Genomic DNA, 25,231 nt, shown 5'->3' with positions numbered 1-25,231 from the left:
AAATACCTCGGGGGGACGGGGGCAGCGCCCCCTATTCCGCAGCCATCCGGCGCGCCTGTGACACGTCCAGCGGAAACACCTTGGCCGGATTCAACAGCCACTGCGGATCGAACACATCCTTCACCGCCATCTGCGCTTCAAGATCGGCCGCGCTATATTGATGCGACATCAGATCCCGTTTCTCGATGCCCACCCCGTGCTCTCCGGTCAGGCAGCCGCCCACATCTACGCAAAGCTTCAGGATATCGGCACCAAACGCCTCGCATTTCTCCAGATCACCGGGCTTGTTGGCATCAAACAGGATCAGCGGGTGCATATTGCCGTCGCCTGCGTGGAAAACATTGCCGACGGGCAGGCCATAGTCCTCGCTCAACTCGCCGATGCGGCGCAGAACCTGTGGCAGCGCCGAGACCGGGATCGTGCCGTCCAGACACATGTAGTCGTTCATCTGCCCCATCGCGCCAAAGGCCGATTTCCGACCCAGCCAGATCTTGGCGCTTTCCTCAGCGGACTGGCTTTCGCGCAGTTCCACCGGGTTGTGACGTTTCGCGATCTCGACGATCTTTGACAGCTGATAGTCGATCTCGGCATCCGCGCCTTCAACCTCGACAATCAACAGTGCGTGGCAATCGGGGTAGCCGGCATGGGCGAAGTTCTCACACGCCCTGATGCAGAGCGTATCCATGAACTCGATCGCGACCGGCAAGATACCCGACTTGATGATGTCCGATACGCACTGACCGGCGACCTCATTGTCATCGAACCCCATCAGAACAGGCCGCGCGCCTTCTGGTTTGCGCAGGATGCGCAGCGTCGCCTCGGTCACGACGCCAAGCTGCCCTTCCGAGCCGCAGATCACGCCCAATAGATCCAGCCCGCCGGAGTCCAGATGTGCGCCGCCGATCTCGACCACGCTGCCATCCATCATCACCATGGTCACGCCCAACAGGTTGTTGGTTGTCACGCCGTATTTCAGACAATGCGCTCCGCCCGAATTCATCGCGATGTTCCCCGCAATTGCGCAAGCCAACTGGGAGGATGGGTCGGGCGCGTAGAAGAAATCCTCCTCTTCTACTGCGCCGGTCACGCTGAGATTGGTGCGGCCGGTCTGAACGCGGATGAAACGGTTGTCATAGTCGGTCTCCAGCACGTCATTCATGCGCGCGACGCCAAGGATCACACAATCCGCCGTTGGCAGCGCCCCGCCGGCCAACGAAGTCCCCGAGCCGCGCGGGACCACCGGCACGCCCTCGTCATGGCAAATTCGCAGCACGTCCGAGACCTCCTGCGTGGTCGATGGCAGCACCGCCAGCATGGGCGGGCAACGATACGCGGTCAGCGCATCACACTCATAGGCCCGAGTCTCTGACGGGTCGTGAATCACCGCATCCTCAGGCAAAACCTGCAGCAATCGCGCCAGAACGGCCTGCTTTCGCGCAAGCACTTCAGGATTTGGCTGGGGCATTTCCATGGCTGATCCTCAAATTTGGTAAAATAATATTACCAATTTCTCCGTCTGGCAAGTTTTATGATCTGACCCTACTGTCGCGCCATGACCTGGATTGATCGCGCGCTTATGTTTTCGACGCTGGACTATGCCGCCGTTTTGCTTTTGCTGGCGGCATGGCAATGGATCGGCTGGAAGATCGAACACCCCTCGCCGGGCAAGCTTTCGGTTGCGATGATGATGGACGACTTTCGCCGTGGCTGGATGCACGAGATGGTCACCCGCCAGCCCCGCATGTTCGACGCGCAGGTTGTTGCGGCGATGCGGCAGGGCAGCACCTTCTTCGCCTCAACCACGATGATCGCCATTGGCGGCGGGCTGGCCTTGTTGGGCAATACCGAACAGCTGGCGGGCGTTGCCAGCGATCTGGCCATCGGCAGCGCCCCTGCGTTGGTGTGGGAGATCAAGATCCTCGTCGTGATCCTGTTTCTGGCAAACGCATTTCTAAAATACGTCTGGGCGCACCGCTTGTTCGGCTACTGCGCCGTTCTGATGGCCGCCGTGCCGAATGAACCCGATGACCCGGAAGCCTACCCGCGCGCCGCGCAAGCCGCCGAGATCTGTGTGACCGCCGCCCGCAGCTTCAACCGCGCGCTCAGGGCCACCTACTTCGCGCTTGCCTCGCTCGCGTGGTTTCTTGGCCCCATCGCGTTGATCATCGGCACCGTGATCACATTTGGTGTTCTCTACCGGCGTGAGTTCGCATCACATTCGAGAACGGTGCTTCTGACCTTGCCCCCTGACACCAAGACGTGATCCCTATTTCGCAACCAATTCCTTAGGATCTGACCATGCGCTACCTGATTCTGACCGCTTTCCTTGCCACACCCGTTCTTGCGGATCCGCCGACCATCGAGAGCGTCTCGGCCAGCCGCAGCGGGGATGCGTGGCGTTTTGATGTGACGATCCGGCATCCGGATACCGGATGGGATGACTACGCCGACGGCTGGCGCGTGCTGGACATGGAGGGGGCCGAGCTTGGCATGCGCGTATTGCATCACCCGCATGTGGACGAACAGCCCTTCACCCGCTCACTGAGCGGCGTCTCGATTCCCGAAGACACCACGCAGGTGCAAATTCAGGCTCGCGACAACGTCGGCGGTTGGAGCGAAGACACCACGGTCATCAACCTGAACTGAGGTTCAGAACACCCCGAGGCTCAGCCCAGCCGCCATAGCCGCGCCGATCTCGCGGCACTGATCCAGCTGGTCTTCGGGGATTGTCTTCTCAGCCAGTATCGCCTCAGGCGATTGAGCATGGGTGCAAATAATCAAAGGCGGCTGCACCTCTTTCAACCGCCAGCCGGTGGCGATACGAGAGGTTTGGCGGGCGGCGTTCTCTCCGTCAGACCCGGCGCAGATCATCTGGGCGTAGGGGCGGCCTTCGATCCGGCCCAGAACGGGATAGTAGCTACGATCGAAGAACTCTTTCATCAGGCCCGAAATCGCGGCGAGGTTTTCGGGGGCGCAGAAAATGTAGCCGTCCGCGGCCAGCAGATCGTCGGACCCGGCCTGATCTGCGGTTCTCAGGACGATATCTGCCTCATCCCTACCGGCCTCGGCCGCTGCTTCGGCCATTTGCCGAGCACCGCCGGTGCGCGAATGATAGACAATCAGAAGCTGCGCCATGTCAGACCCGTTTCAGACCCGGTGATAGGGGCCGCCCGACAGGATGGTTGCGGCCCGATAGAGTTGCTCGGCCAACATCACACGGACCAGCATATGGGGCCAGACCATGGACCCGAATGAGATGGAAAAATCCGCCTCAGCGCGCAGTGAAGGGTCAATTCCATCTGCTCCACCGATGATCAGCGCCAAATCCTGCCGCCCGGCGTCGCGCCAGTTTCCCAGCTTTTGGGCAAAATCCGGTGAAGACATCAGCCGTCCGCGCTCATCCAGCGTACAGATCACAGCGCCTTTGGGCAGTGCCTTGCGCAGCAGACCGGCCTCGGCGCCCATCCCTGCGTTTTTCTTGTCTTCAACCTCGATCACCCGCGCAGGCCCAAGGCCCAAGCCACGGCCGGTGCGGTCGAAACGGGTCAGGTAATCGTCAAGCAGGGTCTTCTCGGGTCCGGCGCGCAATCGCCCGACCGCAACTATGCTGATACGCATATCTCTCTCGCCTCCGGCCCTTCAATAAAGGCCGGGATGGCGCCTCAGTTGGCTGAGGCGCTGCCGCCCGCAGGCTGCCACATCTTTTCCAGCTGGTAGAATTCACGCACTTCGGGGCGGAAGATATGGACGATCACGTCGCCCGTATCGATCAGCACCCAGTCGCCGGCATCCTTGCCTTCGACCTTCGAGGTGAAACCGAATTCCTGCTTGATGCGATCTGTCAGCTTTTCCGCCATGGCTGCGACCTGACGGGTCGACCGACCCGAGGCAATCACCATATGATCCGCAACAGAAGACTTACCTTGCAGGTTGATCTGCACGACGTCTTCGGCCTTGTCGTCGGAAAGTGAGGAAAGGATACGCTCAAGCAGCTTGTCGCTGATTGACTGAGAGTGGGCCATTACACTGGCCCCGTCATCGGCGGGCAAACCCGCCTGGGTATGTAGAGACAGGACATAGTCCTCCTTTGCTGCGCGCCGTAAAACCCGGCGCAGGGTAAAATCAAGGTAGCAAGCGACCCATGACATTTCAATGAAGCAGGCCTGATGCCTCGCATGAATGTGCCCTGATGGCATCTGGGGGCCTTACAAGACCTTGATAGACTCGGCCAGTGTCTATATCTGACCGGAATATGAGACTCAATGTAGCCCAACTTCAAAATCTGGAAGACCGCGCGCGGTTGCGCGAACGGTTCTATGGGGCTGCCCGCACGGTTCTGGCCCGCCTATCGGCGACCTAAGCCACCTCGCCAGCTATTTCTCATTACATACGGGAGAGGACCGATGTCCCCCAAAACACTCTATGACAAGATCTGGGATGCCCATGTCGCGCATGAAGCCGATGATGGTACCTGCCTGCTTTATATCGACCGCCACCTGGTTCACGAAGTCACCAGCCCGCAGGCGTTCGAAGGCCTGCGCATGGCGGGCCGCAAGGTGCGCGCGCCGGAAAAGACGATTGCCGTGCCGGACCACAACGTTCCGACCACTCCGGATCGTGTGAACGGGATCGAAAACCCCGAATCGCGTATTCAGGTCGAAGCGCTGGACAAGAACGCCAAGGATTTCGGCATTCACTACTACCCAGTGCACGACGTGCGTCAGGGCATCGTCCACATCGTGGGCCCCGAGCAAGGCTGGACCCTGCCGGGCATGACCGTTGTTTGCGGCGACAGCCACACCGCGACCCACGGCGCTTTTGGTGCTTTGGCCCACGGCATCGGGACGTCCGAGGTTGAGCACGTTCTGGCCACCCAGACCCTGATCCAGAAGAAGTCCAAGAACATGAAGGTCGAGATCACCGGCAAATTGCAGCCGGGCGTGACCGCCAAGGACATCACTCTGGCCGTGATCGGTGAGACCGGCACCGCTGGCGGAACCGGCTATGTCATCGAATACTGCGGTGAAGCGATCCGCGATCTGTCGATGGAAGGACGCATGACCGTCTGCAACATGGCGATCGAAGGTGGCGCGCGCGCTGGCCTGATCGCGCCGGACGAAACCACGTTTGAATATGTCAAAGGTCGCCCGCATGCTCCGAAAGGCGCTCAGTGGGAAGCGGCGCTGGACTGGTGGAAAACGCTCTACACCGACGAAGGCGCGCATTTTGACAAGGTCATCACGCTGCGCGGTGAAGATATCGCGCCGGTCGTCACATGGGGCACCAGCCCCGAGGATGTACTGCCGATCACCGCGACCGTTCCGCACCCTGAGGACTTCGAGGGCGGCAAAGTCGACGCGGCCCGCCGTTCGATCGAATATATGGGTCTGGAAGCCGGTCAGAAGCTCAGCGATGTCGAGGTCGACACCGTTTTCATCGGGTCCTGCACCAACGGCCGCATCGAAGACCTGCGCGCCGCGGCCGAGATTCTGAAGGGCAAAAAGATCAAGGACGGCATGCGCGCCATGGTCGTGCCTGGTTCGGGCCTCGTGCGCCTGCAGGCCGAAGAAGAAGGTCTGGCGGATATCTTCAAAGAGGCCGGTTTCGAATGGCGTCTGGCGGGATGCTCGATGTGTCTGGCGATGAACCCCGACCAGCTGCAACCGGGCGAGCGCTGTGCCGCGACTTCGAACCGCAATTTCGAAGGTCGTCAGGGGCGTGGTGGGCGGACTCACCTGCTGAGCCCGGCAATGGCTGCCGCCGCGGCAATCACAGGACGGCTGACAGACGTCCGTGAATTGATGTAAGGTCCCCTCATATCTAGATATTTGAGGGATTGAACAAATGAGTGACTGGATCAAATGGCTCCTGCTGGGGCTCCTATCCATAGCGTTCGGTATCTTTGTGCTGGGCGCACCTGTCGTGGCATCTGTCGCCGTGACGGTGGTAACCGGCGTGTTGCTACTGATCTCGGGCGTGCTGCAGGTTGTTGGCGGCTTCACAGTTGAAGGCGTTGGCAACAAAATCCTGTCACTCATCATGGGTGCGGTCATGCTGTTTCTGGGCTGGTCCTTTCTGGATCACCCGCTGCAGGGTACGCTTACGCTGGCGACCGTAATGCTGATCCTGTTCATGGCAGGCGGCATCGCGCGGATCATTCTGTCGTTCCAGATGAAGGGAACGCAGTTTTTCTGGCCCACGATGATCTCGGGCATCTTGTCGATCGTCCTCGCAGGCATCATCTGGAGCTATGTCGGGCAGCAACCGCAGGCTCTGCTGAGCATTCTGGGGATCTTCCTGGGCATCGAGATGCTGTTTAACGGGTTCGGATTGGTCTTCATGGCGTTCTTCGTCAAGAACGCACCCAAAGACGAAACAACTGAAGCGAAAGAAGCTTAAACGCGAGGCACGGGCGCGGCCCTACCCCGCAGGAGTGTAGACATGGAAAAGTTTGACAAAGTCCACGGGGTGGCCGCCCCAATGCCGCTGATCAATATCGACACCGATATGATCATCCCCAAAGTTCACCTGAAGACTATCAAACGGTCCGGCCTTGGTGTCGTTCTGTTTGACGAGATGCGCTATCACGACGACGGGCAGGAGAATGAAGAGTTCGTTCTGAACAAACCCGCCTATCGCGAGGCCGAGATTCTGGTGGCCGGCGACAATTTCGGCTGCGGATCCTCGCGCGAACACGCACCTTGGGCGATCAAGGATTTCGGCATCAAGGTCGTGATCTCGACCAGCTTCGCCGACATCTTCTTCAACAACTGTTTCAAGAACGGCATCCTGCCCATCGTGGTCGAAGAAGAGCATCACGCGGTTCTGATGGATGACGCGCACAAGGGTGAAAACGCCCGCATGACCGTGCATCTGGAGGACCAGAGGATTACCACTTCGGACGGTGTTGAGATCACCTTCGACATCGACCCGCACCGCAAGCACTGCCTGCTGAACGGTCTGGACGATATCGGCCTGACGATGGAAAAAGACCATCACATCGACAAGTTCGAGGATCACGCCGGTCAGGCCCGTCCCTGGGTGTGATTCTGGGGACGAATCTGTTGATACTCAACCTAACGGAGTCGCCAAGGTGGCTCCGTTCGCATTCTTGGGGTTGAAAATCCGAGAAACACAACATGTAGGTCTCAAATTGAGATACACGTCGGATTTGCGTCGAAATTGATGCAATCCCGCACCAGTTGCGCCATCATTTTGCCCGAAATCACGTGTTATCTGCACCCTGGCTTGAGCGAATTACCGCTTATCGTCCATGTTTGGTCGAAAGAGGTATCCGTCATAAAACGCAGGCGACGGGCACAAGTTGGAATGAAGCCGACACAGAATTGGCTGGTTCCGGTTTGAAAAAGGGTTCGGATAGTGATTGCACGCACGACAGGGGCGGCGATACGTGGGATTTTGGTCGCCGTTATGGTGTTGACCCCCGCGTTGTACCTGCCAGTTTCATCGACGAACGGGACCGAGGTCATTGTCTTCCTCGCGATCCTCGCGTTCATCCTGACCTTTGCCGAATATAACTCGGCCTTCCCCAGCTTTATCGAATTCCGTGATGCGCCGCCGGTGAACCGTTTGCGGTTCGTTGGCCTGATGTCGATGGTCACGTTCCTGACGCTGGTCTGCAAAAACGCCTATGCGCCGACTGAAATGACCCGCTTTTCCTACGCGATGGGCTTGTCCGTCGCGAATGTAGTCGATTTTCCCTATTCGCCGGTTCGGTTGATCGTTTTGATGCTGCCCGCAGATGCTGCCCAGCCGCTGGTTGAGCTTGTGCGTGTCGCTGCCAGCATCGCCTACATGGCCGCATTGGTGACCATCGCAAGCTTCGCCTATGCTGTGAAACTGCGCGGCTGGCCGACTGGAAACGGGGCGTTCAATGTGTGGACAAACCTGCCTCTGTTCGACCCGACCAAGGGCGGTGACGTGGTAACACGCCTGCAGCGCGATGGGCGCCTGAACATATGCATCGGCATTCTGTTGCCCTTCCTGATCCCGGCAGTGATGAAGCTGCTGACAAATGTCTTGCTCCCGATCTCGCTGAGCAACCCACAGACCCTGATCTGGACCATGTGCGCTTGGGCCTTCCTGCCCGCAAGCATGATCATGCGCGGCATGGCGACCCTGCGGATTGCCGGGCTGATCGTTGAGAAACGCCGCGCCTATTCCACGACCGAGTCCACTCAGACCGCATGACCCGTGCCCTGATCTTGCTGATGCTGCCTCTGGCAGCACAGGCAGAGGCAGTGCGCGTTGCCACCTATAACACCGAACTCAGCCGTAAAGGCCCCGGACTGCTGCTGCGTGATATTCAACGCGATGACGCACAGGTTCAGGCCGTCGTCGACGTCTTGGTGGCCGTCCAGCCTGACATTCTGGCGTTGCAGGGGATCGACTGGGACATGGATGGTTTGGCGTTGACCGCTTTTGCCGAGGCACTGCGCTCGGCGGGGCTGGACTACCCACATCGTTTTACAGCGCAGCCCAATACAGGGATAGATAGCGGTCTGGATCTGGACGGAGACGGACGTACCCAAGGACCGGGCGACTCGCAGGGTTGGGGCTTGTTCACGGGTCATGGTGGGCTAGCCGTTCTGTCCCGATACGAGATCGCACAGGACGAGGCACAGAATTTCGCGTCCCTGCTGTGGTCAGAACTTCCGGGGGCTGAACTGCCGCTCGTAAATGGCGCGCCCTACCCCTCAGCACAGGCGCAGGCGGCGCAGAGGCTGTCTTCCACCGGGCATTGGGTGGTTCCCGTCACCACGCCTTTTGGTCATCTTAATCTGATGACCTTTCACGCCACTCCGCCGGTCTTCGATGGGCCAGAGGACCGCAACGGCCTGCGCAATCGCGATGAGATCCGGTTCTGGTCCCTGCTGCTCGACGGTCAGCTCGGCCCCGCACCGGAAGGCTCCTTTGTCATCGCAGGCGACGCCAACCTGGACCCCCGCGAGAGCGACGGACGCACCGAGACCGTCGCCGCGCTTCTCTCCGATCCCCGCCTGCAGGACCCCCAGCCCACGACCGCAAAGGGTGACGCCGCAACTGTAGACTGGAAAGCCGTCGGAGAGCTGAGGGTGGACTATGTCCTGCCCTCAGCCGACCTGCAGGTTGTTAACTCGGGCGTGTTCTGGCCCAACCCTGAGGACCCGATGCGCGAGACCGCCCAGCGCGCCAGCCGTCACCGGCTGGTGTGGGTTGATATCACGTTTCAGTAAGGCCTAGAGCGGGCCTGTATAAGTGCCACGCGCAGGATAGTTGTTTCCGAGGGTGAATTTCAGACCGCCAACAATATCCGCCATGGCCGGACGTCCAAATGGCGTTGTCTGCTGCCACGCGTAATACAGCGTCCGGTCCGTAGCGATGTAAAAATGCCCCGGCTCGGCAAAGAAAGCGGGCTCGGCACTGCCTTCACGCGCGGTTGAGATGTTCAGGCCCCAATCCTCACGCGCGGCGGCCAGAGGCAGGCTGTGCCCGACACGCAGACGGGACACACCGGCCTTTTCAGCAGCCTCGGCCGCGCGGTCGGCGGTATCGGTGGTGATCATGATGACCTCGACGCCCAGCGTGGCAAAATCATCCAGCGCCGCTTCGACCTCGGTCATCTGCTTGATACAGATCGGGCAATGCAATCCCCGATACTGGATCACCAGCGTTCCGTTTTCGCCTTTGTCGGCCTCAAGATCGAACACCCCGTGCCCGACTGTTTCAATTTTTAGGCCTGGGGCGGGATTTCCCGGTATCAACATGTATTTTCCTCGTGATTCATCCAGATCGTCTCATTGACCCGGTGCGGCGCAGACGCTAGGCCCTTTGCGACAAAACGCAAGGAGACTGTCGATGTCCAACCCCTCGCTCCTCATCCTGCCCGGAGACGGAATTGGCCCGGAAGTTATGGCCGAAGTGCGCAGAATCATCTCTTGGTTCGACACCAATCGCGGCCTTCACTTTGACGTGAGCGAGGATCTGGTCGGCGGTGCGGCCTATGACGCCCATGGCAAACCCCTGTCGGATGAGACCATGGCCAAAGCCCAAGAGGTAGACGCGGTTCTGCTGGGCGCTGTTGGAGGCCCGAAATACGACGATCTGGACTTCAGCCTGAAGCCCGAACGTGGCTTGCTGCGCCTGCGCAAGGAGATGGACCTCTATTCCAACCTGCGCCCGGCCCAGTGCTTTGACGCGCTGGCGGATTTCTCGTCGCTGAAAACCGATGTTGTAGCCGGTCTGGATATCATGATCGTGCGCGAGCTGACCTCGGGCATCTATTTCGGCGAGCCGCGCGGCATCTTCGAGGAAGGCAATGAGCGCGTGGGCGTTAACACTCAGCGCTATACCGAATCTGAGATCGAACGCGCTGCGCGCTCGGCCTTTGAACTGGCGATGCGCCGGAACAAGAAGCTGTGCTCGATGGAAAAGGCCAATGTCATGGAATCGGGCATTCTGTGGCGCGAAGTGGTGAACGAGGTCGCCAAAGATTACCCCGAGGTCGAAGTCACCCACATGTATGCCGACAACGGCGCGATGCAGCTGGTGCGCGCGCCCAAACAGTTCGACGTGATCGTGACCGACAACCTGTTCGGCGACATCCTGTCGGATTGCGCTGCAATGCTGACCGGCTCACTGGGCATGCTGCCTTCGGCGTCCTTGGGTGCCCCGATGGAGAATGGCCGCCCGAAGGCGATGTACGAGCCGGTCCACGGCTCGGCCCCGGATATCGCGGGCGAAGGCAAAGCCAACCCGATCGCATGTATCCTCAGCTTTGCCATGGCGCTGCGCTACAGCTTTGATCAGGGGGCCGAGGCCGACCGTCTGGAAGCCGCGATCGAGAAAGTGTTGGCCGACGGTGTTCGCACCGCAGACCTGTTGGCCGATGAAGGTGTGACCCCGGTTTCGACCTCGGAAATGGGCGATGCGATCCTGGCCGCGCTGGACGCCAGTGTCTGATCCTCGATCCGTTTGAATTGAAAAAGGCGGCACCTAGTGTGTCGCCTTTTTTTGTGTTTGGACCGCGACGCGTTAGTTCCCGCCGAAGATATCCCGGATCAGGTTGTTGATGGCGCGTTCAAACCCTCCGCCCTGTTTGCGGCGGGGCTGAGGTTGCGCGACCTGCACAGGCGGTTCTGGCGCGATCATCGGCAGAGGCGTGGGCGTCATCCCTTCGGTCACGCGCAGCATCGTCTCTTTCCAGATTTCGGCCGGCAGCCCGCCTCCGGTGACACCGGACAGGGGCGTGTTGTCGTCATAGCCCATCCAGACACCGGCTACGTAGTCGGCCGTGAACCCGATGAACCACGCATCCCGCGCCGCCTGTGTTGTTCCGGTCTTGCCTGCCACCTGCCACCCCGGCAGCTGGGCGCGGCCACCTGTGCCCTCGGACACGACGCGCTCCATCATCCAGATCAGTTCCTTGGCGGCTTTGTCATTGATCACCCGCTCACCAATCCCTGTAGTCGTCACCATCACCGGGGTTTCATCGCCCAGCAGTTTCAACTCGGTCAGGCCGTAGGGTTCAACCGACGAGCCGCCGTTCAGAATACCCGCATAAGCACCCGTCATCTCGATCAGGGTGCTTTCTGAGGCGCCCAGCGCCAGCGCGGGGCCTTGTGCCAGATCGCTGGCGATCCCGAAACCGGTGGCAACCGTACGTACATTGTCGAGACCCGAAATCTCGGCAACTTTCACCGCCGGAATGTTCAGAGAGTTCTTGAGCGCATCCGCCAGCGTGACCTGCCCGTAGTATTTGTTGGTGTAGTTCTTGGGGCACCATTGACCCGATCCGGGGATGTTCACGCAGTAGGGCTCATCCATCACCGTGTCATAGGGCGAATACCCAAGCTCCAACGCGGTGGCATAGACAAAAGGCTTGAACGACGACCCGGTCTGCCGCAGCGCCTGTGTCGCACGGTTGAACGCGCCCGAAACGCGGGTTTTGCGGCCACCGACCATGGCCCGCACCGCCCCATCCGCCGACATCACGACAATCGCGGCCTGTGCTTTCGACCCTTCCCGGACCTTCTCCTGAAAGATGAATTGCAGCGCTTCCTCCGCCGAGGTCTGGATGCGTGGATCCAGTGTCGTGCGGATCACCACATCCTCGGTGGTGTTGCGGGTGAAGAACTCGGGCCCGCTGGCCATGACCCAATCGGCGAAATAGCCGCCTGCACGGGCAGCAGCGGCTTCGGAGAGTTGCGCAGGACGGGCACGCGCTTCACTGGCCTGTGCACCCGACAGGTAGCCCTGCGCCTCCATCAGCCCGACTACAAGTCGCGCGCGATCCTGCGAGCGCTGCAGGTTGTTCGTCGGCGCATAGCGCGATGGGGCCACCAGAAGACCGGCCAGCATCGCGGCTTCTGCCGGAGAAACCTCGGCCGCGGACTTTCCGAAATAGCGCTGGCTGGCCGCTTCGAACCCACGTGCGCCTGCACCCAGAAACGCGCGGTTCAGGTAGATCGTCAGGATTTCGTCCTTGGAGTATTTCACCTCCATCGCCAGCGCATAAATCGCCTCTTTGCCCTTACGCCAAAGCGAGCCCTGACGGCAATCCGCCTCATAGGCGGCCTCCGACTCCCACTCGGTGGGATCGTAAGGCACACCCAGACACAGCAGCTTGGCCGTCTGCTGCGTGATGGTCGAGCCGCCATGGCCCGAGAGCGGGCCGCGCCCCTCGCTCAGGTTGATGCGAACCGCGCTGGCCACACCGCGCGGGCTGACGCCGAAATGGCGGTAGAACCGTTTATCCTCGGTCGCGATGACCGCGTTCTTGAGGTGGGGTGAGACGGTATCGGCGGTGATCACCCCGCCGAACTGGTCCCCGCGCCAGGCAAAGACCTTGCCATCGCGGTCCAGCATCGTCACCGACCCGCGCGCGCGACCATCCAGCAAGGCATCGACATCGGGCAGAGAAGTATAGACCACGCCCACCGCCAGTGCGATCAGCATGGCGACCACGGCCCCAACGCGCCATGTCACGCCCCAGATCAGCCGCCAGATCCAGCGGAACAGACGACGGAAAAAACCACCACCATTGCCGCCCGACCGCTTGCGCGTTTTCTTCCGCGCCGTCTTGCGCGTCGTGGTTTTTCGGGCGGTCGACTTCTTGCCCGCAGGCTTGGCAGCCCGCTTGGTCGTCGAAGGTTTGCGCGCCTTCGAAGGGTATCTTTTATCCGCGACCAGTGTCGGTTTGCGGCGCTTGGACTCAGACATGCTCAAACTCTGCCCGTTTATACTTTTGCCTCACCATACCCTGACGTCCCGCCTATGTTGAGGTCCGATTTTCCGGAACTGCCCTTCCCATTTTCGCCTATTTTTTAATCATCAAGCACTGTTTGTGCAAAAATTGTGCAATATTGCGTCATTTTCAGTCGGTTTCACGTCGGGGAATCGTTCCTTAACGCCCCGACACGCGCTCTTTTTCTGCACGTGCAAACAAGCCGGCCCGATCCGGAGTAGTAGAGGGGACAGACGTGAAACTGATCATTGCGACAATCAAGCCGTTCAAGCTCGAGGAGGTGCGCGAGGCACTGACCGAAGCGGGCGTACGCGGCATGATGGTGACCGAAATCAAGGGCTTCGGCTCGCAATCCGGTCACACTGAAATCTACCGTGGCGCGGAATACGCCGTGAACTTCGTACCCAAGATCAAACTCGAGATCGTGGTACCTGCAACGATGGCCGATCAGATCGTTGAGACCATCACCAACACCGCCAAGACCGGCAAGATCGGTGACGGCAAGATTTTCGTCCTCGATGTCGAGCAGGCCATGCGCGTGCGGACTGGGGAAACGAACGAAGAGGCGCTGTAAGGCGCCCACACTCACTATCATTCGAGGACTAACTATGAACCTGATGAAATCTCTCATCCCTGCTGCCGCGATTGTTGCGCTGCCGCAGATGGGTCTGGCGCAAGAGGCTGCCGCCGAAGGCGAAGCTGCGCTGCACACCCAGTATATCTTCACCACCCTGCTGTTCCTGATGGCGGGCTTCCTGGTCTTCTTCATGGCGGCAGGCTTTGCCATGCTGGAAGGCGGTCTGGTGCGTTCCAAGAACGTGGCCATGCAGATGATCAAGAACGTGGCGCTGTTTTCCATTGCCGCGATCATGTACTGGCTGGTTGGCTTCAACACGATGTACCCGGGCGACTTCAACGGCTTCTTTGCCATTGGCGGCCCAACCGTGCTGGACCCGGTTGGTGTTGACCCTGCCGAGGCCGCATTGGACTATGCCTCGATCGGGTCGGACTTCTTCTTCCAGCTGGTCTTTGTGGCTGCAACCGCGTCCATCGTGTCGGGTGCCGTGGCCGAGCGGATCAAGCTGTTCCCCTTCCTGATCTTCGTCGTCGTCCTTACCGGTATCCTTTACCCGATCTCGGGCTCCTGGCAGTGGGGCGGCGGCTGGTTGTCTGAAGCTGGCTTCTCGGATTTCGCCGGTTCGACCGTTGTACACTCGGTCGGTGGCTGGGCAGCCCTGGCAGGCGTGATCGTTCTGGGCCCGCGTATCGGCAAGTACAAGGACGGCAAAGTCCACCCGATGCCCGGTTCAAACCTTGCGCTGGCCACTTTGGGTACGTTCATCCTGTGGCTGGGTTGGTTCGGCTTCAACGGCGGCTCGCAGCTGGCGATGGGCACCGTGGGTGACGTAACAGACGTATCGCGCATCTTTGCCAACACCAACATGGCCGCCGCTTCGGGTGCTGTTACAGCACTGATCCTGACCCAACTGCTGTACAAAAAGCCTGACCTGACCATGGTCCTAAACGGCGCTCTGGCCGGTCTGGTTTCGATCACCGCTGAACCTCTGGCCCCGACCCTGTTTGGTGCGCTGTGGATCGGTGCAGTTGGCGGTATCATCGTGGTCTTCACTGTCCCGCTGCTGGACAAGTTCAAGCTGGACGACGTTGTCGGCGCAATTCCGGTTCACCTGTTCGCAGGTATCTGGGGCACCATCGCCGTCATCTTCTACGGCGAGGCGTCCTTGGGCACCCAGCTGCTGGGTATCGCGGCCTACGGTGTGTTCACCTTTGTTGGCGCGCTGATCCTGTGGACCATCCTGAAAGCCATCGTTGGCATCCGCGTCAGCGAAGAGGACGAGATCAACGGTCTCGACATGGCAGAGCTGGGCATGGAAGCGTACCCCGAATTCTCGAAAGGGTAAGTGCCACTCAAATAACCATTGGAATGGCTCGGCGCAATGCCGGGCCATTTTACTTTTGTCCGATCCCTTGCACCCTTAACTCTGGTATAAAGCTGAACACTGAACACAGCCGACCAATCAACGGTCGCAAAGACGTACACCTGATCGGGAGAGAATTATGTACAAGGTGCTGGACCAAAGCGAGGGCAATATACTTGGCCTAGAAATCTCCGGCAAAATCGACATCACGCAAGAACGTGAATTGATCGCAAAAGCCGAAGACATACTAAAAGATCACGCCAAGATCAGCGTGCTCGTGGTCGTTGACAAAGGGGTCTCTGCCACATTTGAGGCCGCAATGACTGATCTGAAATGGATCATCAAGAATGTGAAGAAACTTGGTAAGCTAGCGATTGTCGCTGACAGCGTGTTTTTGGGTCATCTTGTCGAGATTGACGCGAAATTTGCCGCTATGCTCGACATCGGTGAAAAGCACTTTACCACCGACGAACTTGATAAGGCGTGGGCTTGGATCAAGTCTTGACCACCTAAGAAAAAAGCCGCGAATTTCGCGGCTTTCTTGATTTCCAAAGGATGACTTAGCAGCCTACATCCACGATTGCTTTTGCCAGAATAGGCACAGTTGTCGCGTTTAGACCCGCGATGTTCAACCGGCTGTCGCCGACCATGTAAATCCCGTGGTCCGCACGCAGTTTCTCAACCAGCTCAGGTGCAGCACCCAGACGTGAGAACATACCGCGGTGTTGGGCGACAAAGCTGAACCGATCCGACCCGGTCAGGCGCTGAAGCTCATCCGCCAGCTGCTGACGCAGGCCCAGCATGGACAGGCGCACCTCTTCCAGTTCGGCTTGCCAGTCGGCACGCAGGGCGTCATCGGTCAGGATCGTGGTTACAACGCGCGCGCCGTGATCCGGCGGGAACGAGTAGTTCTGGCGGTTCAGGAAGGCCAGCGTCGACTGGTTCAGCGAGGTTTGCGCCGCATCATCGCTGATCGCCATCAGAAGGCCGGTACGCTCGCGGTACACGCCGAAGTTCTTCGAGCAGGACGCCGCGATCAGGCAGCGCTTGACCGACGAGGCCACCAGTCGGGTCGCCTGCGCGTCTTCCTCAAGACCGTCACCAAAACCCTGATAGGCGATGTCGATCATCGCCACGAGGCCCAGTTCGTTGATCAGGTTCACCACCTCTTGCCACTGTACGAGGTTCAGGTTTGCGCCGGTCGGGTTGTGGCAGCAGCCATGTAGCAGAACCACGTCGCCCGCCTTGGCGGTTTTCAGGTCCTCGATCATGCCATCAAAATCGACACCACGGGTTTCGCCATCGAAATAGCGATACTGGACAGTCTCCATGCCCAGATAGTTCAGGATCGACAGGTGGTTCGGCCAAGTCGGGTTCGACACGAATACGCGGGCCTCGGGGTTGGCCATGCGGATCATCTCAAACGCCTGACGGCAGGCGCCGGTACCACCGGGGGTCGCTACGGCGGCAATATTGGCGCGCGGTACTGCGTCGCCGAGGATTAGACCGATCATCGCATCGGCATAGGCCGGATCACCTGCCAGACCGGTATAGGCTTTGGTCTCCTGCTCTTCGAGAATGCGCTTTTCGGCGGCCTTGACGGCGCGCATCACCGGGGTCACGCCTTCGGCGTTCTTGTAGACGCCGACGCCAAGATCAATCTTCTGGTCGCGCGGGTCTTCACGGTACATCTGCATCAGCGCCAGGATCTTGTCGGCTGGCTGTGGCTTGAGGTTCTCGAACATCAGTTCTCTCCGGTTGCGACGGGCAGGGTTGGGAAGGCACCCCATTCGGCCCATGACCCGTCATAAAGCGAGTGGTCTTTTTTGCCCATGCGCTCCAGCGCAAGGCTGAGGATCGCAGCCGTGACGCCCGACCCACAGGAGGTGATCGCGGGTTTCGACAGATCCACACCTGCGGCCTCGAACACGGCGCGGCAATCCTCGGGCGATTTCATCGTGCCGTTCTTGTTCAGCAATTGGCCAAAGGGCACATTGCGCGATCCCGGGATGCGGCCCGAGCGCAAACCTTCCCGCGGCTCGGCCTCGGCACCCGCGAAACGCGGGGCCGAGCGGGCGTCGATGATCTCATGATCGGCCAGCTTGGCGGCTGCCGAGACCTGGGTCACGTCCCGAACCAGATGGTTCTGCACCCGCACCGTCATGTGGCGATCCCGGATCACAGGCGGCAAGTCTTCGACTTCGCGCCCCTCGGCCTGCCATTTCGGTAGACCACCATCCAGTACAGCGATGTTTTCCTGACCCATCAGCCGGAACAGCCACCAGACACGCGCGGCCGACATCAGCCCGGCCCCGTCATAGACCACCACCTGATGGCCATCGCCCACACCCATGGCACGCAGGCGCGACATGAATTTCTCGACCGGAGGGGCCATATGAGGCAGGTCCGAACGGTGGTCCGAAATGTCATCGATATCGAAGAACCGGGCGCCGGGGATGTGAGCCGCGTCATACTCCGCCTTGGCATCACGGTTCTGCGCAGGCAAGTACCACGAACCATCCAGAATCCGCAGATCCGGGTCCTTCAGATGGGCGGCAAGCCAGTCGGTTGAAACGAGGGTTTTGGGATCGTCTTGCATCAAAGCCTCCCCTAAGCGCGGTTGAGTTTTCCCTATACGCGCAAAGGGCCGTATTCAAGCCGGGTTAGCGCTATTCCGCGCGCCGTTTCAGCCGGAAATACTGAATTATCCCGATCACACTGATGACAATCCAGAACCCCTCGATCAGCATCGAGGCCAGATTGAAGTTATGCAGCAGAGAGTAGGCGATCAGCACCGACCCCAGCAGATTGATCACCGGAAAGGCCAGATCGTCGGAATTCATCATCCGCATCTGCGTCGCAAAATAGGCCGCGACCACGACTAGCGCACCGGCTGATCCCACGGCATCCACGATAGTCAGGCTGTTCAGCACGTCCGTCATTGCAAATTACCCTGAAAGGCCGGGCTACCCGACCGAGGCCAACTCGGCCGGTTGAAAATAGTGATGCATGTTCAGAAAAGCCGCCCCATCTGGCCCGGCGCGATAGCCATGCGGCAGATCGGCGGCAAAGCGCAGCCCCTCACCGGCCTTGAGGGCGACCCATTTGCCATCCTGCAAAACCTCTAGTGCGCCGTTCAGCACAAAGACCTCCTCGGTCACCCCGGCGGCATGGGCCGGGGATTCGTGGCTTTGATTGGCGGCTAGTTCGACATGGAAGGTCTCGGCCCCAAGGGCGGGATCGAAGGGAAAGACGATCTTGACCTGAATGCTGCCCGGAAAGGTCACGGTCCGGAACACGCCCTGCGCACGCGCGTCCGAAGTCCCGATCAAGGCGCTCAGTGGAACCTGAAATCCCTTGGCGATTTTCCACAGGGTCGCGATTGTGGGGCTTGATTCGCCACGCTCAATCTGGCCCAGCATGGCTTTGCTGACACCCGTCAACTCGGCCACTTTGGACAGGCTTAGGCCCGACGCCGCCCGCACTTCTTTTAGTTTCAGCGTAATTTCGTCCGATTCCATATCCGCGCCCAACGATTTGTCTTGTGCGTTATAACGCACATGTGGTACGTGCGCTATAACGTACGCACCCCGCATATCGCAACCGGGGCAAAAGGGAAACAGCATCATGCCAATGTACCGATCCAGAACTTCTACCCATGGCCGCAACATGGCCGGTGCCCGCGGCCTGTGGCGCGCCACCGGTATGCAGGATGACGATTTCGGCAAACCGATCATCGCCATCGTCAACTCATTCACCCAATTCGTGCCCGGCCACGTCCACCTGAAAGACCTGGGCCAGATGGTCGCGCGCGAGGTTGAGGCCGCCGGTGGCGTCGCCAAGGAGTTCAACACCATTGCCGTGGATGACGGCATCGCGATGGGCCATGACGGCATGCTCTATTCGTTGCCCTCGCGTGAGGTGATTGCGGATTCGGTCGAATATATGGTCAACGCGCACTGCGCCGACGCGATGGTCTGCATTTCGAACTGCGACAAGATCACCCCCGGCATGCTGATGGCCGCGATGCGCCTGAACATCCCGGCGATCTTCGTCTCAGGCGGACCGATGGAGGCCGGCAAGATCGACATCGCCGATCTGGACGTGAAGAAGATCGATCTGGTCGACGCGATGGTTGCCGCAGCGGACGACAAATATACCGACGAACAGGTCAAACATATCGAGGAAAACGCCTGCCCGACCTGCGGCTCGTGCTCGGGTATGTTCACCGCGAACTCGATGAATTGCCTGGCTGAGGCGCTGGGTCTGGCCCTGCCCGGCAACGGCTCGACCCTGGCGACCCATTCGGACCGCAAAGAGCTGTTCCTTGAGGCCGGTCGCCGCATCGTCGAGATCACCAAACGGCACTACGATCTGGACGAGAAGGGCTTCCTGCCCCGCGAAATCGCCACCTTTGATGCGTTCGAGAACGCAATGTCGCTGGATATTGCGATGGGCGGATCGACCAACACCGTTCTGCACCTGCTAGCCATCGCTTATGAGGGCGGCGTTGATTTCGACATGTCCGACATGGACCGCCTTAGCCGCAATGTGCCGTGTCTGTGCAAGGTCGCACCCAACACCGAGAACGTGCATATGGAGGACGTCCACCGCGCGGGCGGCATCTTCTCGATCCTCGGAGAGCTGAGCCGCGCCGGGCTGCTGCACGAAGACTGCAGCACCGTGCACTCAGCTACCATGGGCGAAGCGATTGCGAACTGGGACATCAAGGTTGCCAACAACCCGAAGGCGCAAGAGCTGTTCAAAGCGGCCCCCGGCGGCGTCCGTACCACGCAGGCCTTCAGCCAGTCGAGCCGCTATAAAGAGCTGGACACCGACCGCGAAGGTGGCGTCATCCGCTCCAAGGAGCACGCGTTCAGTCAGGACGGTGGTCTTGCGGTTCTGTTCGGAAATATCGCCCGTGACGGGTGTATCGTGAAAACTGCGGGTGTGGATGAGAATATCCTGAAATTCACCGGTACGGCATACGTCTGCGAAAGCCAGGATCAGGCGGTCAGCGACATCCTGACCGGCAAGGTGAAAAAGGGCGATGTGGTGGTTATCCGCTATGAAGGTCCGCGCGGCGGGCCGGGTATGCAGGAAATGCTGTACCCGACCTCGTACCTGAAATCCAAAGGTTTGGGCAAAGCCTGCGCCCTGTTGACTGACGGTCGTTTCTCGGGCGGTACATCGGGTCTGTCGATTGGTCACGTCTCGCCTGAGGCGGCTGAAGGTGGCGTCATCGGCTTGGTGCAAACCGGCGACAAGATCGAAATCGATATCCCTGCCCGCTCGATCCATCTGGCGGTCTCGGATGAGGATCTGGCCGAACGGCGCAAAGTTCAGGACGAAAAAGGCTGGGCGCCAGAGACACCTCGCAAACGCAAGGTGTCCACCGCGCTGAAAGCCTATGCAAAGCTGACCACCAGCGCAGCAAAGGGAGCCGTGCGAGAACTGTAACGTCTTCGGGAGCGAAATCCAAAGGCCCCACCCGCCTGGCGGATGGGGCCTTTTTTGAGGCGGATGGAGCAATTCCACGGTTGGACGTTCGGCTTAGGGATACAGTCAGGTGGCCGATACATCTTGGGTCCCATCCAGACTACAGAAACTGGTTGTCAACCCCTCCGCCACGCACTGAGCGTGGGGATACGCAACTCCCAGTACGATGGGAATCGACACCTCGCCAATCAATGGCACAATCCCAAACGCTCCCGCGCCCGATCCGTGCCATCGGCTACGCCGATACCCCGTTCGGACTTGGGCCCGGGGCCCCCCCCACCCCGGGGCCGGGGCCCCCACCACGGGGTTTGGGGGCGCCGCCTCTTCGCCCCCCCTCCCCTCGGGGGGGGCGGCGGCGCCGCCCGCCCCCCCCCCCCCCCCCCCCGGGCCCAACAAGAGGAGATGTCTCGTCAGAGACATTGACGATGGGCGGGAGCGTTCCCCTGCCCCAAATCAGCTAGGGCTACGACCCGAGTTTTGCGTGGATTTCATCCAAGTCGATCTCACCCACCGGCATCTTGTTTGCCGGGTTTTCGAAATCGTATTTGAAAAGCTCAAAATCCTGTTTGTAGATCTCATAGACCAGATGCATCGAAAGATCGTCGAAATAGTCCTCGACCGGGTGAGCGCGCTTGGGTCCGTGGCCTTCGGATTCGTTGAATCTTGGGATCTCGGATAGCGTCACAGGATGCGCGGTTTCGATATGGTTCAAAACGTCCTGCATTCCGTCGTTGAACTTCTCGGTCCAGAAAATGTTGTCGTAGCGCCCGCCGTTGACCACAAAGGTCGACACGTGGCCCGACATGGCCGACCAGTGGATATCCGGGTCCATCGGCCTGCGCCACCGGATCGTATCCCGCGCAAACAGAAGGAAACGGCGGAAGCTGGCGATCTGGTCGAACTCACCCTTTCCATCGTCACCGCCAACCTCGATCCCGTAGTTATAGACCAGCGTCGGTACCAGCTTGCCCCGGTACCGCTTACCGTTGCGCTGAATGCCACAGATTTTGTCGAAGAAGGAGCTGAGGATCCGCGTGTAGGGATTGCGCACGCAGGTGAACGCATAAGACCCATGATTGCGCACATTGGCCGAGATCGTGCCCTGGCTGTGGTCAAAGGCCCATTTGTGCATCCCGTCCTTGGCATCGTGAATGTCGCCATCAAAGAACTGGCCATGGTCGGAATAGTACATGATCTGACCAATGGTCGAGCAGGCACATTTCGGCACAACACGGTACACCATGCTTTCGCTCTCGGTCATCCAAGTGCCGGGGAACCCCATCTGCTATGCCTCCTCAAAATCTCGGAACTTGTTACGCGCAAGTCGTTTTACAAGCAAAGAACCAAAACTATTCGGTTTATTCAATCGCTCATCCTCAGTATCACGAGTGTAAACGGGCAGAAACGGAAATAGCGGACCCACATGGCGAAGATTGCCTACATATTGCTGTGTCACAAGGACCCCGACGCGATCATCGCGCAGGCTGAGCAATTGACCGCCGTCGGCGACTATATGGCAATCCATTTCGATGCGCGGGCCAAGGCATCGGACTATGACCGCATCCACACCTCCCTGAAGGACAACCCGAACGTCACCTTCGCCGCTAAACGCATCAAATGCGGCTGGGGTGAGTGGTCTTTGGTGCAGGCCACCCTGCACGCCTTGCAAGCAGCAGAAAGCGCCTTTCCCCGTGCCACGCATTTCTACATGTTGTCGGGCGATTGCATGGCCATCAAAACGGCAGAATACGCCCACAACTTTCTGGACGAACACGACACGGACTTCATCGAAAGCCACGACTTTTTTGCCAGCAACTGGATCAAGACCGGCATGAAAGAAGACCGGCTGATCTACCGCCACTACTTCAACGAACGGACTCAGCCCAAACGGTTCTATACCTCTTACGAGTTGCAGAAACGCTTCAACGTGACACGCAACGTCCCCGACGATATCCAGGTGATGATCGGCAGCCAGTGGTGGTGCCTGCGCCGCCGCACGGTCGAGATGATATTGGATTTCCTGAAACAGCGGCGCGATGTGGTCCGGTTTTTCTCCTCCACTTGGATCCCGGACGAGACCTTCTTTCAGACGCTCGTCCGTCATCTGATCCCGAAGAACGAGATTGAAAACCGCACGCTGACGTTCCTGATGTTCTCGGATTACGGCATGCCGGTGACCTTCTACAATGATCACTTCGACATGTTATTGGGGCAGAATTACCTTTTCGCCCGCAAGATCAGCCCGGAAGCGCATGAGTTGAAAGAGCGTCTCGGAACGCTCTACGCCAGTACCGGTGCCGATTTCCCAATCTCGGATGAAGGGCGCAACCTCTATGCCTTCCTTGCCGGGCGTGGGCGTGTGGGCCGCCGGTTCGGCCAGCGGTTCTGGGAGGCCGGAAATACGCTGGGCCCGGAACGAGAGCTGTTTCTGATCGTCTGCAAGAAGTGGCATGTTGCAAAGCGGCTGGTGGATCAGATCGCTTCGGTCACCGACATTCCTTGCGTCGAATATCTGTTCAACGAGCAGGACACTCCGCTGCCTGATCTGGGCGGGATCGAGACGACCCTGACCAAACGTTCACGCCACAGGCGGGCCGTTGTGCGCATGCTGTTTGATCATTTCGGATCGAACCAACTGGCGCTTTGCCTCGATCCAGCCAATCTGGACGCCATTCAGGATTTCTGCGGCGACGCCGCCAAGACCCATGTGTTGGAAATCGAGTGTCAGTATTCCGACGATTACCTGATCGGCCATGCGCGCCGTGTCGGCCTGGCAGGTGAAAACAGCCCATCCGAGACCGTCGCACGCCTGTTGCCCACCCTGCGCAATGATCTGGAACACGAGTCCGAGGAAATCCGCAAGGCCGGGATTGATGGCTATCTGCGCCTGCGCGAGACATCGGATCGGGCCGAGAATGAGGCCGCAATCACCAAGTTCCTTGGGGTGAAAACCGAGACAGCCCAATCCATCATGAAACTGGACTACCTGTTTTCAGATTGACGGCCCGGCGGCGTGACCCCGCCGCCGGACGAGTGTTCAGATGTCGAACTTCACGCCTTGCGCCAGCGGCAGCTCCGCCGAATAGTTCACCGTGTTGGTCTGACGGCGCATATAGGCCTTCCACGCGTCCGAGCCGCTTTCGCGCCCGCCGCCGGTTTCCTTTTCACCACCGAAGGCGCCACCGATCTCGGCGCCGGACGGGCCGATATTGACGTTGGCGATACCGCAATCCGATCCGGCGGCTGTCAGGAACTGCTCGGCCTCGCGCATGTTCAGGGTGAAGACGCATGAGGACAGGCCCTGCGGCACACCGTTCTGAAGCTCGATGGCATCGTCGAAATCGTCATAGCCCATGACATACAGGATCGGCGCGAAGGTCTCAGTTTTTACCGTTGCTGTCTGGCCGGGCATCTCAACAATGGCAGGCTCCATATAGACGCCGCCCGGCACGCCGTCGGTGACGCGCTTTCCACCAAAGACCACGCCGCCTTCGGCTTCAGCCGCCTTCAGCGCCGCTGTCATCGCCGCGCCCGAGGCCTCATCGACCAGTGGGCCGATCAACGTGCCCTCGGCCATCGGATCACCAATGGGCAATCCGGCATAGGCTTTCTTCAGACGTGCGACCAGCTCATCCTTGATCGAGTTATGGACGATCAAGCGGCGCAGTGTCGTGCAGCGCTGACCCGCCGTTCCAACCGCCGAGAAGACAATCGCCCGCACCGCCATTTCCAGATCAGCCGACGGACCGACAATCATCGCGTTGTTCCCGCCAAGCTCCAGAATGCACTTGCCGAACCGCGCCGCCACAATCGGCGCAACCGCGCGACCCATACGCGTCGAGCCGGTGGCCGAGATCACTGGCACGTCTTCGCTGGCCACCAGAGCTTCACCCAGAGCAGCGCCGCCAATCAGCGTTTGCAGCAGGTGGTCGGGTGCATCCTCAAACCGGGCCAGCGCACGTTCAAAGATCTTCTGGCAAGCCATCGCGGTCAGAGGCGTCTTTTCAGACGGTTTCCAGATCACCGGATCGCCGCAGACAAGCGCCAGCGCCGCGTTCCACGACCAGACCGCGACCGGGAAATTGAAGGCAGAGATCACGCCGACCGGACCTGCCGGGTGCCATGTCTCCATCATCCGGTGGCCGGGACGTTCCGAGGCAATGGTCAGACCGTAAAGCTGCCGCGACAGGCCAACGGCAAAGTCACAGATATCGATCATCTCCTGCACCTCGCCCAGACCTTCCGAGGTGATCTTTCCCGCCTCCCAACTGACCAAAGCGCCCAGATCGTCCTTGGCGGCGCGCAATTCCTCACCCAGCAGGCGGATCAGTTCCCCCCGCCGCGGGGCAGGCACTGTGCGCCACGCTTTGAAGGCCGTTTTGGCGTTGGCCAGAATGGCCTCCATGTCAGAGGCCGGTGTTTCATGCACGTCAGCCAGGGTGCGCCCGTCGATCGGAGACCTTACCGCCAAGGTTCCGCCTGTCAGCTCCGCTGCGGTCAGATCGAGGTTTGCCAGAGTGGTTTCTGCAGTCATCACAACGTCTTT

At 59.7% G+C, this 25,231-nt stretch carries 26 protein-coding genes; 14 read left to right on the top strand and 12 right to left on the bottom strand.

Features of this window, described 5'->3' with window-relative positions; all coding sequences use genetic code 11:
* Positions 1–31: 31 nt before the first annotated feature.
* Positions 32–1,471 carry an FAD-linked oxidase C-terminal domain-containing protein gene (locus tag ACP15L_RS14860; RefSeq protein WP_425084771.1) on the bottom strand — a complete coding sequence of 480 codons (1,440 nt, stop codon included), beginning with the start codon at positions 1,469–1,471 and terminating at the stop codon, positions 32–34.
* Positions 1,472–1,552: 81 nt separating this feature from the next.
* Here ACP15L_RS14860 and ACP15L_RS14855 point away from each other — a divergent pair, with 81 nt between their 5' ends.
* Positions 1,553–2,263, top strand: coding sequence for a DUF599 domain-containing protein (locus ACP15L_RS14855; protein ID WP_170667202.1), 711 nt, complete (start codon positions 1,553–1,555; stop codon positions 2,261–2,263).
* A 35-nt stretch (positions 2,264–2,298) separates the two neighbouring features.
* Positions 2,299–2,646 carry a hypothetical protein gene (locus ACP15L_RS14850; RefSeq protein ID WP_425084770.1) on the top strand — a complete coding sequence of 116 codons (348 nt, stop codon included), beginning with the start codon at positions 2,299–2,301 and terminating at the stop codon, positions 2,644–2,646.
* A 3-nt stretch (positions 2,647–2,649) separates the two neighbouring features.
* Here the strand turns inward: ACP15L_RS14850 and ACP15L_RS14845 are convergent, their stop codons facing one another.
* The 3 genes from ACP15L_RS14845 to rsfS are packed head-to-tail and all read right to left on the bottom strand — an operon-like array spanning position 2,650 to position 4,022.
* A complete protein-coding gene (locus tag ACP15L_RS14845; RefSeq protein ID WP_425084769.1) occupies positions 2,650–3,135 on the bottom strand; it encodes a flavodoxin family protein in 486 nt (161 codons plus the stop codon).
* A 12-nt stretch (positions 3,136–3,147) separates the two neighbouring features.
* Positions 3,148–3,618, bottom strand: coding sequence for a 23S rRNA (pseudouridine(1915)-N(3))-methyltransferase RlmH (rlmH, locus tag ACP15L_RS14840; RefSeq protein WP_170379769.1), 471 nt, complete (start codon positions 3,616–3,618; stop codon positions 3,148–3,150).
* Between the two features lie 44 nt (positions 3,619–3,662).
* Complete coding sequence (rsfS, locus tag ACP15L_RS14835) at positions 3,663–4,022, bottom strand: ribosome silencing factor (protein WP_170379770.1); 360 nt, start codon at positions 4,020–4,022, stop codon at positions 3,663–3,665.
* A gap of 230 nt (positions 4,023–4,252) precedes the next feature.
* On the opposite strand from rsfS, the gene ACP15L_RS14830 reads away from it, so the two are divergent.
* The 6 genes from ACP15L_RS14830 to ACP15L_RS14805 all read left to right on the top strand — a co-directional run bounded on the left by ACP15L_RS14830 (position 4,253) and on the right by ACP15L_RS14805 (position 9,236).
* The gene (locus ACP15L_RS14830) at positions 4,253–4,360 is read left to right on the top strand and encodes an isopropylmalate isomerase (protein WP_425084768.1); all 108 of its coding nucleotides are present in this window, start codon (positions 4,253–4,255) and stop codon (positions 4,358–4,360) included.
* A 43-nt stretch (positions 4,361–4,403) separates the two neighbouring features.
* Positions 4,404–5,807 (top strand): 3-isopropylmalate dehydratase large subunit, encoded by a 1,404-nt coding sequence (leuC, locus tag ACP15L_RS14825; RefSeq protein WP_425084767.1) that lies wholly within the window; start codon positions 4,404–4,406, stop codon positions 5,805–5,807.
* A 37-nt stretch (positions 5,808–5,844) separates the two neighbouring features.
* Complete coding sequence (locus tag ACP15L_RS14820; protein WP_170379776.1) at positions 5,845–6,399, top strand: DUF308 domain-containing protein; 555 nt, start codon at positions 5,845–5,847, stop codon at positions 6,397–6,399.
* A gap of 42 nt (positions 6,400–6,441) precedes the next feature.
* On the top strand, positions 6,442–7,047 hold the full coding sequence (gene leuD, locus ACP15L_RS14815) for a 3-isopropylmalate dehydratase small subunit (protein ID WP_170379778.1): 606 nt from the start codon (positions 6,442–6,444) through the stop codon (positions 7,045–7,047).
* A gap of 333 nt (positions 7,048–7,380) precedes the next feature.
* The gene (locus ACP15L_RS14810; protein ID WP_425084766.1) at positions 7,381–8,211 is read left to right on the top strand and encodes a hypothetical protein; all 831 of its coding nucleotides are present in this window, start codon (positions 7,381–7,383) and stop codon (positions 8,209–8,211) included.
* A complete protein-coding gene (locus ACP15L_RS14805; RefSeq protein WP_425084765.1) occupies positions 8,208–9,236 on the top strand; it encodes an endonuclease/exonuclease/phosphatase family protein in 1,029 nt (342 codons plus the stop codon). The genes ACP15L_RS14810 and ACP15L_RS14805 overlap by 4 nt, the downstream gene beginning before the upstream one ends.
* A 3-nt stretch (positions 9,237–9,239) precedes the next feature.
* On the opposite strand, the gene ACP15L_RS14800 is transcribed toward ACP15L_RS14805, so the two are convergent.
* Positions 9,240–9,767: a redoxin domain-containing protein gene (locus ACP15L_RS14800; RefSeq protein WP_425084764.1), complete on the bottom strand. Its 528-nt coding sequence runs from the start codon at positions 9,765–9,767 to the stop codon at positions 9,240–9,242.
* Between the two features lie 91 nt (positions 9,768–9,858).
* Between ACP15L_RS14800 and leuB the strand changes: the two genes are divergently transcribed.
* A complete protein-coding gene (gene leuB / locus ACP15L_RS14795; protein ID WP_170379785.1) occupies positions 9,859–10,962 on the top strand; it encodes a 3-isopropylmalate dehydrogenase in 1,104 nt (367 codons plus the stop codon).
* A 72-nt stretch (positions 10,963–11,034) separates the two neighbouring features.
* Here leuB and ACP15L_RS14790 read toward each other — a convergent pair whose 3' ends face one another.
* Complete coding sequence (locus tag ACP15L_RS14790) at positions 11,035–13,221, bottom strand: transglycosylase domain-containing protein (RefSeq protein WP_425084763.1); 2,187 nt, start codon at positions 13,219–13,221, stop codon at positions 11,035–11,037.
* Positions 13,222–13,481: 260 nt separating this feature from the next.
* Between ACP15L_RS14790 and ACP15L_RS14785 the strand changes: the two genes are divergently transcribed.
* From ACP15L_RS14785 to ACP15L_RS14775, 3 genes are all read left to right on the top strand, one after another.
* On the top strand, positions 13,482–13,820 hold the full coding sequence (locus tag ACP15L_RS14785; RefSeq protein ID WP_170379789.1) for a P-II family nitrogen regulator: 339 nt from the start codon (positions 13,482–13,484) through the stop codon (positions 13,818–13,820).
* Positions 13,821–13,854: 34 nt separating this feature from the next.
* Positions 13,855–15,168, top strand: a complete 1,314-nt coding sequence (locus ACP15L_RS14780) for an ammonium transporter (protein ID WP_170644025.1) — start codon at positions 13,855–13,857, stop codon at positions 15,166–15,168.
* 157 nt (positions 15,169–15,325) lie between these two features.
* Entirely contained in the window at positions 15,326–15,691 is a 366-nt protein-coding gene (locus ACP15L_RS14775; protein ID WP_425084762.1) for an STAS/SEC14 domain-containing protein, read from the top strand.
* 55 nt (positions 15,692–15,746) lie between these two features.
* On the opposite strand, the gene ACP15L_RS14770 is transcribed toward ACP15L_RS14775, so the two are convergent.
* The 4 genes from ACP15L_RS14770 to ACP15L_RS14755 all read right to left on the bottom strand — a co-directional run bounded on the left by ACP15L_RS14770 (position 15,747) and on the right by ACP15L_RS14755 (position 18,707).
* Positions 15,747–16,931 carry an aromatic amino acid transaminase gene (locus ACP15L_RS14770; protein WP_425084761.1) on the bottom strand — a complete coding sequence of 395 codons (1,185 nt, stop codon included), beginning with the start codon at positions 16,929–16,931 and terminating at the stop codon, positions 15,747–15,749.
* Complete coding sequence (gene sseA, locus ACP15L_RS14765) at positions 16,931–17,785, bottom strand: 3-mercaptopyruvate sulfurtransferase (protein WP_425084760.1); 855 nt, start codon at positions 17,783–17,785, stop codon at positions 16,931–16,933. Before sseA ends, ACP15L_RS14770 begins: the two co-directional genes overlap by 1 nt.
* Positions 17,786–17,855: 70 nt before the next feature.
* Positions 17,856–18,128, bottom strand: a complete 273-nt coding sequence (locus ACP15L_RS14760) for a CBU_0592 family membrane protein (RefSeq protein WP_170379799.1) — start codon at positions 18,126–18,128, stop codon at positions 17,856–17,858.
* A 24-nt stretch (positions 18,129–18,152) separates the two neighbouring features.
* The gene (locus ACP15L_RS14755) at positions 18,153–18,707 is read right to left on the bottom strand and encodes an XRE family transcriptional regulator (RefSeq protein WP_170379801.1); all 555 of its coding nucleotides are present in this window, start codon (positions 18,705–18,707) and stop codon (positions 18,153–18,155) included.
* Between the two features lie 106 nt (positions 18,708–18,813).
* On the opposite strand from ACP15L_RS14755, the gene ilvD reads away from it, so the two are divergent.
* Complete coding sequence (gene ilvD, locus ACP15L_RS14750) at positions 18,814–20,646, top strand: dihydroxy-acid dehydratase (RefSeq protein ID WP_425084759.1); 1,833 nt, start codon at positions 18,814–18,816, stop codon at positions 20,644–20,646.
* Positions 20,647–21,148: 502 nt separating this feature from the next.
* Here ilvD and ACP15L_RS14745 read toward each other — a convergent pair.
* A complete protein-coding gene (locus tag ACP15L_RS14745) occupies positions 21,149–21,967 on the bottom strand; it encodes a sulfotransferase family protein (protein ID WP_425084758.1) in 819 nt (272 codons plus the stop codon).
* Between the two features lie 141 nt (positions 21,968–22,108).
* Here ACP15L_RS14745 and ACP15L_RS14740 point away from each other — a divergent pair, with 141 nt between their 5' ends.
* Positions 22,109–23,686, top strand: coding sequence for a DUF5928 domain-containing protein (locus tag ACP15L_RS14740; protein ID WP_425084757.1), 1,578 nt, complete (start codon positions 22,109–22,111; stop codon positions 23,684–23,686).
* Between the two features lie 36 nt (positions 23,687–23,722).
* On the opposite strand, the gene ACP15L_RS14735 is transcribed toward ACP15L_RS14740, so the two are convergent.
* Complete coding sequence (locus ACP15L_RS14735; protein WP_425084914.1) at positions 23,723–25,219, bottom strand: aldehyde dehydrogenase family protein; 1,497 nt, start codon at positions 25,217–25,219, stop codon at positions 23,723–23,725.
* Between the last annotated feature and the right edge of the window lie 12 nt (positions 25,220–25,231).

Origin of the sequence: Ruegeria profundi (assembly GCF_049800715.1) — a bacterium.
Classification (GTDB): domain Bacteria; phylum Pseudomonadota; class Alphaproteobacteria; order Rhodobacterales; family Rhodobacteraceae; genus Ruegeria; species Ruegeria profundi_A.
The sequence above is the reverse complement of the archived record's forward strand: the minus strand, read 5'-3'. Positions and strand labels throughout refer to the sequence as shown.